At 72.4% G+C, this 8,138-nt stretch carries 7 protein-coding genes and 3 pseudogenes; 4 read left to right on the top strand and 6 right to left on the bottom strand.

The genetic code is table 11. The features are described from left to right. The 4 genes and pseudogenes from x551_RS15530 to x551_RS15515 form a co-directional block, all read left to right on the top strand. The coding region (locus x551_RS15530; protein ID WP_051512069.1) for an endoribonuclease L-PSP at positions 1-887 on the top strand (887 nt) is incomplete at its 5' end. After that, a complete protein-coding gene (locus tag x551_RS15525) occupies positions 884-1,717 on the top strand; it encodes a MipA/OmpV family protein (RefSeq protein WP_036249329.1) in 834 nt (277 codons plus the stop codon). The genes x551_RS15530 and x551_RS15525, both read left to right, overlap by 4 nt. Continuing rightward, a complete protein-coding gene (locus tag x551_RS15520) occupies positions 1,714-2,460 on the top strand; it encodes a lysophospholipid acyltransferase family protein (protein ID WP_011828928.1) in 747 nt (248 codons plus the stop codon). Before x551_RS15525 ends, x551_RS15520 begins: the two co-directional genes overlap by 4 nt. After that, positions 2,457-3,229: pseudogene (locus x551_RS15515) on the top strand (glycosyltransferase family 2 protein). Before x551_RS15520 ends, x551_RS15515 begins: the two are co-directional and overlap by 4 nt. A 112-nt stretch (positions 3,230-3,341) precedes the next feature. Here the strand turns inward: x551_RS15515 and fabG are convergent. From fabG to x551_RS15485, 6 genes and pseudogenes are all read right to left on the bottom strand, one after another. Beyond that, positions 3,342-4,073: a 3-oxoacyl-ACP reductase FabG gene (gene fabG / locus x551_RS15510; protein WP_011828926.1), complete on the bottom strand. Its 732-nt coding sequence runs from the start codon at positions 4,071-4,073 to the stop codon at positions 3,342-3,344. Continuing rightward, the gene (locus x551_RS15505) at positions 4,070-4,585 is read right to left on the bottom strand and encodes a 3-hydroxymyristoyl-ACP dehydratase (RefSeq protein ID WP_036233005.1); all 516 of its coding nucleotides are present in this window, start codon (positions 4,583-4,585) and stop codon (positions 4,070-4,072) included. Before x551_RS15505 ends, fabG begins: the two co-directional genes overlap by 4 nt. Further along, on the bottom strand, positions 4,578-5,381 hold the full coding sequence (locus x551_RS15500) for a beta-ketoacyl synthase chain length factor (protein WP_036233003.1): 804 nt from the start codon (positions 5,379-5,381) through the stop codon (positions 4,578-4,580). The genes x551_RS15505 and x551_RS15500 overlap by 8 nt, the downstream gene beginning before the upstream one ends. After that, positions 5,378-6,561: pseudogene (locus x551_RS15495) on the bottom strand (beta-ketoacyl-[acyl-carrier-protein] synthase family protein). The gene x551_RS15500 and the pseudogene x551_RS15495 overlap by 4 nt, the downstream one beginning before the upstream one ends. Then, positions 6,558-7,400: a polysaccharide deacetylase family protein gene (locus x551_RS15490; protein WP_036249326.1), complete on the bottom strand. Its 843-nt coding sequence runs from the start codon at positions 7,398-7,400 to the stop codon at positions 6,558-6,560. The pseudogene x551_RS15495 and the gene x551_RS15490 overlap by 4 nt, the downstream one beginning before the upstream one ends. Before the next feature lie 95 nt (positions 7,401-7,495). Then, a pseudogene (locus x551_RS15485) lies at positions 7,496-8,138 on the bottom strand (transporter); the annotation flags it as partial.

Genomic DNA, 8,138 nt, shown 5'->3' with positions numbered 1-8,138 from the left:
GGCTGCCCGCACGCTGCGCCGCCGGTCCACGCGTCGACGCCTGGTGCAGCCCGGCACCGTTGGTCGACACCGGTCGCTGCGGCCGCGTCCACTGGCAGCACGACGGCCACTGGCTGTTCGGCTCACTGCAACTCGACGAAACGCTCGAAGCCGGTGCTGGCATGCAGGCCCTCGCACAGCGCGCCTACCAGGACGTGTTCGCCACGCTGGCCCACACCGGCTGCGAGCACCTGCTGCGGCTGTGGAACTACCTGCCCGACATCAACGGCGACGGCGGCGGCCTGGAGCGCTACCGCCAGTTCAACCTGGGGCGCCAGCAGGCGTTCTTCGATGCGCAGCGCCCTGCCTTCGAGGGCGCGCCGGCGGCCTGTGCGCTGGGCACGCAAGGCGGCCCGTTCTGCGTGCACTTCCTGGCCGGCCGCACGCAGCCGCTGCAAGTCGAGAACCCGCGCCAGGTGTCGGCCTACCACTACCCGAGCGAGTACGGCCCGCGCAGCCCGAGCTTCTCGCGTGCGGCGGTGTTCGACGCCGGCGCGGGCCAGGTGGCGCTGCTGATCTCCGGCACGGCCAGCATCGTCGGCCACGCCAGCCTGCACGCGGGCGACGTGGCCGCGCAGACGCGTGAGACCCTCACCAACCTGGAGGCGGTGCTCGGCGCCGCGCGCCAGCGCAGCAGCGCGCGCTTCGAGCTCGATCAGCTCTCGCTGACGGTGTATGTGCGCCACGCGAGCGACGCCGCACAGGTGCGGTCGCTGCTCGGCGACGCGCTCGGCGCCGACGCCGTGGCGCTGCGGGACGCCGTGCTGCTGCAGGGCGACGTGTGCCGCCGCGAACTGCTGGTCGAGATCGAAGCCCACGCCTTCGCGCCCGGCGAGGTGCGCGCGTGAGGCGGCTGGCCGGGAACGCCTGCATCGCCTCGCTGCTGGCCTGCACCGCCTCGCTGCCGGTGGCGGCCCAGGCGCAAAGACCGCTGTGGGAACTGGGACTCGGTGTGGCAGGCCTGCGCCTGCCGCACTACCGCGGAGCGAACCAGTCGCACGACTGGCTGCTGCCGGTGCCCTACGCCGTGTACCGCGGGAAGATCTTCAAGGCCGACCGGGACGGTGCACGCGCCGTGCTGTTCGAGTCGGACCGGCTCGACTTCGACCTGAGCCTCGCCGCCACCGCGCCGACGCGCAGCGAGGACAACGACGCGCGCCGGGGCATGAGCGATCTCGCGCCGACGCTCGAGTTCGGACCCAACCTGAACTGGACCGCCGCCCGCGGCACCGGTTGGACCCTGCAGTTGCGAGCGCCCGTGCGCGCGGCGCTGACGCTAGAGTCACGCGCACGCGGGATCGGCTGGACCGCCACGCCGAATCTCGGCCTCGATGTCGAGAACGTCGGCAGCTCCGGTTGGAACCTCGGACTGATGAGCGGTCCGGTGTTCGGCAGCCGCCGCTTCAACGCCTATTTCTACGACGTGCCGACGGCCGACGCCACCGCCGATCGACCGGCCTACCGCAGCCCCGGCGGCTATGCAGGGGCCCAGGCCACCGCGACGCTGTCGCGGCGCTTCGAGCGCACCTGGGCCGGACTGTTCGTCCGCCACGACACGCTGCACGGCGCACGCTTCGCCGACAGCCCGCTGGTACGCCAGCGAGACAACCTCTCGTTCGGCATCGCGTTCAGCTGGGTCTTCGCGACCTCGTCCGAGACCGTATCCTCCGATCGATGAAGCGCCTGTTCGCCCTTCCCCTGAGCCTGGCCCTGCTCGCGCTGCTGCTGCTGCTCGGCGTGATGTCGACGATCTGGAACCTGACCGCGCTGCTGCTCTACCCGCTGCTGCCGCGCGATCGCGGCCTGGTCGTCGGTCGCGCCGGCATCGCCTACGGTTACCGACTCTACTGGTTGCTGGCTTCGGCCAGCGGCATGATCAAGCTCGATGCGAACGCTCTTGATGCGTTCAAGGACGAGCCGCGGCTGATCGTCGTCGCCAACCACCCCAGCCTGCTCGACGCGCTGATGCTGGTGGCCCGCCTGCCCAGGAGCGCCTGCATCATGAAGGCCGGACTGATGCGCAACCCCTTCCTCGGTGCGGGCGCACGCTTGGCGCGCTACATCCGCAACGACTCGCCGCGCGGCATGATCCGCCTCGCGGTGCAGGACCTGCAGCACGGCGGCCAACTGGTGCTGTTTCCCGAAGGCACGCGCACGACGCGGCATCCGGTCAACCCGTTCCGGCCCGGCGTGACGCTGATCGCCAAGCTCGCCGGGGCACCGATCCAGACGGTCTTCATCGACACCGAGTCGCCCTACCTCGGAAAGGGCTGGCCGATCTGGAAGTTGCCGCCGCTGCCGATCCGCTTCTCGGTCCGGCTGGGCGAGCGCTTCGCGCCGCAGGAGGACACCGATGCGCTGCTCGCACAGCTCGAAGCCTATTTCGCTGCCGGCGTGAAGCCGTCCGGGCCCACCGCATGACGCCGTCGACCACGCACCTGGTGCTGATCCCCAGCTTCGACACCGGGCGCAAGCTCTGCGACACGGTGCGCGAGGCGCGTGCGCAGTGGACCCCGGTGTGGGTGGTGATCGATGGCAGCACCGACGACAGCGGCGCGGAGGTTCAGCGCCTGGCCGTCGGCGACGAGGGGCTGCGCGTGCTGCTGCTGCCCGTCAACCAGGGCAAGGGCGCGGCGGTGCTGCACGGCCTGCAGGCCGCGCAGGCCGCCGGCTACACCCATGCACTGACGATGGACGCCGATGGTCAGCACCCGGCGGGCCTGATTCCGGAGTTCATGCGCGCCTCGCTCGCCCGGCCCGACGCGATGATCCTCGGCCGCCCGGTGTTCGATGCCAGCGCGCCGCTGTTGCGGGTGCGCGGCCGGCGTGTCTCCAACGCCTGGACCAACCTCGAGACCCTGGGTGCCGGCGTGGCCGACTCGCTGTACGGCTTTCGCGTCTACCCGGTCGCCGCGCTCGCCGCGGTGATGGCGCGCCAGCCCTGGATGCGCCGCTTCGATTTCGACACCGAAGCGGTGGTTCGCCTCGCCTGGCGCGGCATCAAACCGATCAACCGCGACGCACCGGTGAAGTACCTGCGCCCCGAGGAAGGCGGCGTCTCGCACTTCCGCTACGGCCGCGACAACCTGCTGCTGACCTGGATGCACACGCGCTGATGCTGGAGTTCCTGTTGCGCTTGCCGGTGCTGCTGTGGCGCCGTCTGCGGAGATTGCCGCCGTTCCAGGCTTGACAGCGGTCGCCTGCTGAGTGAGTGCTGCTGACCAGCACGGCTTGGGAAGGCATTCGATCTGCAGCGCGCCGGGCAGTGTCAGAGCGACTCGACGGTCAGCTGCAACCGACGCTCACAGCATGCCGCCGTTGATCGAGATGATCTGGCCGGTGATGTAGCCCGCCGCGGCGCTGGCGAGGAAGCCGGCCAGGTCGGCCACTTCCTCGGGCGTGCCGGCACGCTTGCACGGCACCAGCTGCGCGATGGTCGCGGCGTCGAAGGCGGCATCGGCCATCGGCGAGGCGATGATGCCGGGCGCGATGGCATTGACGGTGACGCCCCGGCTCGCGACCTCCAGCGACAGAGCCTTGGTCGCGCTGTTGAGCGCGCCCTTGGCCGCCGCGTAGTTCACCTGGCCGCGGTTGCCGGCCAGCGCCGCGACCGAGGAGATGTTGATCACCCGGCCCCAGCGGGTGCGCAGCATCGGCAGCAGCAGCGGCTGGGTCACGTGGAAGAAACCGTGCAGCGACACGTCGATCACGCGGTGCCACTGCTCGGCGCGCATGCCGGGGAACACCGCGTCATCGTGCACGCCGGCGTTGTTGACGATCACCTGCACCGGCCCGGCCTCGAGCAGGCGCTCGCAGGCCGCACGCGAGGCGTCGGCGTCGGTCAGGTCGAACACGCAGCATTGCGCTTGGCCGCCGTCGGCGCGGATCGCCTCGGCCAGCGCTTCCACCGCCTGCGGCCGAGCGTTGGCGTGCAGCAGCAGCGACGCACCGTCGCGCGCCAGCCGCCGTGCGATCGCGGCACCGAGCGCGCCGCTGGCGCCGGTGACGAGCGCACGCTTGTGGTCCAGGCTCATGGCTCGCTCCTCGGTGACGGCAGGTCCTGCATGGCGGGCTGCCTCGCGAGCGGCGTGTCGAGCACCACGGTCGCGCGCCCGTCGACCAACCGTCGACCGTGCCCGTCGCTGAGCTCGAAGCGGTACATCACCTGCCGATCCTCACCGGCCAGACGCTCGGCGCGCACCTGCAGCGGCCCGGCCACGCCATCCAGCCGCGCCACTGCCAGCCGCACGTCGCGCACGCTTGCCAGGTACCCGGGCCGCGGGCCGGCCTCGGGCGGCGCGCGCAACGCGCCGTGCAGGGCCATGGCCTGCGCGGCGTACTCGATCGCACACGGCGACAGCAGGCCGCTCGCGCTGCGCAGCGGATGGTCGGGTTCGCTGTGGTTCTCGGCGGCGCAGTGGATCTGCTCCGGCGACCACGACAGCAGACGGTCGAGCAGGCACATTCGGCCCTGGTGCGGGATGCGCAGCGAGATGCCGGCGCGATCCAGCGTGGCCGGGGCGGCGGCCGGGAAGGACTCACGCATGGTGCCGGACCTCGACCGTGAAGCCCTTCAGTCCCTCGATGCGCAGCGAAGCCGGCGCACCGCCGGCCAGCGCGCGCAGCAGCGGCAGGCTGCGAGCGGCCGGCACGCCGAGGCGCAGCGCATCGAGTGCGGCATCGCCGCAGTCGCTCGCAGGGGCCTCGGTCTCGTCGCTGCGCAGCGTCAGCATCGGCAGCGGTGCGTCGCCCGGACCGACATCGAGCAGCAAGGCCACGCCGAAGGCGGCCGACAGCGGCCGCACGCTGTGCAGCGGCTCCGGGTAAGGCGCATCGGCCGCCACCAGCAGCACCGGGCGGCGTGCGCTCACGCACTGCGCCATCGCCTCCAGCAAGCCGGCACCGAAGCTGCCGTCGTGGGCACACAGGCTGGTCGACGGCGCGCGGCTGGTGGTGGCGATGTGCCAGTAGCCCGCCACCGCGTTGTGCACCGAGTTGGTAAAGCGCGTGGGCGAGATGGCGCGCTGCGGCGTCGCCAGCGCTTCGCACAGCGCGTTGCAGTTGGCAGCGTCGCCGCTCGATGCGGTGAACACCGTCGCCAGATGCTGGGTGTCGGCGCCGGCCTCGGTGCAGGCCTGGTCGGCCACGGCAATCGACAGCTTCACGACGTCGCCGGCGCGGCGGCGCTCGGCCGGCGGCAGGCGGGCCGGCGCCGTCAGCACGGTGGGCCGGAAGACCCAGGAGGACGGCTCGCGCAGCAGTGGCTGCCCTCCGCTCCAATCGGCCAGGCCCGGTCCCAGCAAGCCGATGCCGCGCACGCTCACGCTCAGCGCAATGCTCATGCGGCGGCCCCGAAGACGAGGCAGGCGTTGGACCCGCCGAAGCCGAAGGAATTGCTCGCCACCAGGCGGAGACGTGCCTCGACATTGGCGTCGAGGTAGCGGCTGCGCAACGCCGCGTCGGGCGTGCGCCGGTTCAGGCCGCCCGGCATCAGGCCGTGCTGCAGTGCCAGCATCGCGATCGCCGCCTCCACGCCGCCGGCCGCGCCCAGCGTGTGCCCGGTGGCGCCCTTGGTCGAGCTGCAGGGCAGCCGGTCGCCGAATACCGTGCACACGGCCAGGTCCTCGGCACTGTCGTTGTTGGGCGTCGCGGTGCCGTGCAGGTTGAGGTAGTCGATCTCGCCCGGCACCACGCCAGCCTGGGCGAGCGCCGCCTGCATGGCCTCGGCCGCACCGGCGCCCTGCGGGTGCGGGCTGCTCATGTGGAAACCGTCGCTGCTCTCGCCGACGCCGCGCAACCAGGCCTGCGGTGCGGCGACGTCGCGCTCCAGCAGCGCGAAGGCCGCGGCCTCGCCGAGCGACAGGCCGTGGCGCTGCGCATCCCAGGGCCGGCAGATGTCGTCCGACAGAAGCTCCAGCGAGTTGAAGCCGTACAGCGTGGTGAGGCAGAGGCTGTCGACCCCGCCGACCACGGCCGCGTCGATCACGCCCAGCTCGATCAGGCGGGCGGCGTGGCCGAACACCTTGGCGCTCGAGGAGCAGGCGGTCGACACGGCGCAGGACGGCCCCTCCAGCTCGAGCACGCGGCGCGTGAAGTCGACCACCGAGTAGGTGTTGTGCGTCTGCGCGTAGCGGAAGTCGGCCGGCAGCGCGCCGGTCGCTGGATCGCGGCGGCGGTAAGCCAGCTCGGTCTGCAGGATGCCCGAGGTGCTGGTGCCGAGGAACACGCCGATGCGGCGCGGCCCGAAGCGCGCGCGCGCCCGCGCCACGCTGGCGGCGAAACCGTCGGCCTGCAGACCGAGCCAGGCCAGCCGGTTGTTGCGACAGTCGAAGTCGGCCAGCGCCGGCGGCAGCGCCTGCGCGTCGACGCCTCCACTTCGCCGATCCAGGTGTCGAGGGCCGCGGTCTCGAAGGTCTTGCGTGCCAGGCCACTGCGGCCGTCACGCAGTGCGGCCAGCGTGGCCGCGCGGCCGACGCCCAGCGCACTGGCGAGCGTGTGGTCGGTGACTGCCAGCGGCTTCATGCGTCGCTCGCCGTCCGGCGCGGCGGCAGTGCGGCCGTCAGCGTCACGCAACGCAGCCCGACGGCACGGCAGCGCTCCAGCAGTGGCGGCAGCACCTCCAGCAGCACCGGCCGGCCGGCCGCCGTCGTCGCCGCATGGCCGTCGTGCAGCAGCAGGATGTCGCCGGCAGCGAGGTCGCGCGTCAGCCGCTCGAGCACACGCTGCGGTGCGCGCTCGCGGGTGTCGAAGCCGCGCCGGGTCCAGCTCACCAAATGCAAGCCGAGCCGGTGCAGCACCGGGTCGAGGAAGGGGTTGCGCAGGCCCGCCGGCGCCCGGAAGCAGTGCGGGCGGCGCCCTGTGATGTCGGCCAGCACCTGTTGTGCCCTCTCCAGCTCGGCGGTGTAGCCGCGCGGCCCGAGCATCGCGAAGTTGTGGCGGTGCACATGGCTGTGGTTCTGCACGCAGTGGCCACGCGCAAGGATCTCGCGCGTCAGCGCTGGCTGGGTCGCGGCACGCGCTGCGATGCAGAAGAAGCTCGCCTTCGCGCCGTGCCGGTCCAGCAGGTCGAGCACCGCGGGCGTGACCGCGGGGTCCGGGCCGTCGTCGATGGTCAGCGCGATCTCGCCGCGCGCGGCGCTGGCATCGGGCAGCCGCGTGACGTTGGGGCCGAGCAGCCGGCTGCGCGGCCACAGGCCGGCCGCAGTGAGCGCCGCGTGGTTGGCCAGCACGCTGCCGAAAGCCCACGGAGCCGCCCCCGGCAAGGCGATCGCCGCGCCGGCCGCCACCGCATGCAGGCCGAGGCTGGCGCGCAGCAGCGGCGGCATCGGCCAGGCAGCGCTCGAGGAGGAGGCGTGGGACATGGGGAAAGCCGCCGCGGTGGCGGGGCGCTGGCGGGTTACTGCAAGCGTCAATTTTCCCACAGCAGGCTGACCGGAATGCCGCGCCGGACCCGTGCTCAGGCAGCACGCTCCAGGCGTAGCGGCCGTGAGCAGGCGGCCGCCAGCAACAGGGCCAGCAGGGCCCCCGGCGCCACCACCCGGCCGATCGCCGACAGCGCCGGGATGTCCGACAGCGCGATCAGCCCGAACGACGCCACCGTGGTCAGGTTGGCCAGCAGCAGCGAGGCCAGCGTGTCATCGCTGACCAGCGCCGGCACGGCCGCGGCATCGTGCGCCGGAGTGTTCTGGATCTGGTCGAAGAACAGCGCGTAGTTCGAGCCCACCGCCACCACCAGCAGCAGGCCGACCAGGTGCAGGATGCCCAGAGCCACGTCGAGCAGCGCCAGGCCGGCCAGCGTGAGCAGCACCGCCAGCGCGAGTGGCAGGCACACCGCAAACAGCCGCGGGAGCGAGCGCAGCGAGAGGGCCAGCAGCAGCAACACCGCAGCCGCACCCAGCAACGCCTGCAGGAAGGCCTCCTGCAGGTAGCTGCCGTAGAGGCTGTTCAGCTCGAGCCCGATGTCGACCACCTCGAGCCCGCCCAGCCCCTCCAAGGCGGCACGCAGGCGCTCGGCGCCCAGTTCGGTCGGGCCCGGCTGCAGCGCGATCAGGGCCGACCAGCCGCCGTCGCGGCGCGGCAGCATCAGCGCGTCGACCGCC

The sequence above is a fragment of the Methylibium sp. T29 genome (genome assembly GCF_000576205.1).
GTDB lineage: Bacteria > Pseudomonadota > Gammaproteobacteria > Burkholderiales > Burkholderiaceae_C > Methylibium > Methylibium petroleiphilum.
Note: the sequence above shows the minus strand (reverse complement) of the source record. Positions and strands in the feature narration are given on the sequence as shown.

Coding starts and splice junctions, on each gene's coding strand:
- x551_RS15520 (WP_011828928.1), top strand. CDS start 1,714: ATGAAGCGCCTGTTCGCCCTTCCCCTGAGCCTGGCCCTGCTCGCGCTG.
- fabG (WP_011828926.1), bottom strand. CDS start 4,073: ATGAGCCTGGACCACAAGCGTGCGCTCGTCACCGGCGCCAGCGGCGCG.
- x551_RS15505 (WP_036233005.1), bottom strand. CDS start 4,585: ATGCGTGAGTCCTTCCCGGCCGCCGCCCCGGCCACGCTGGATCGCGCC.
- x551_RS15500 (WP_036233003.1), bottom strand. CDS start 5,381: ATGAGCATTGCGCTGAGCGTGAGCGTGCGCGGCATCGGCTTGCTGGGA.
- x551_RS15490 (WP_036249326.1), bottom strand. CDS start 7,400: ATGTCCCACGCCTCCTCCTCGAGCGCTGCCTGGCCGATGCCGCCGCTG.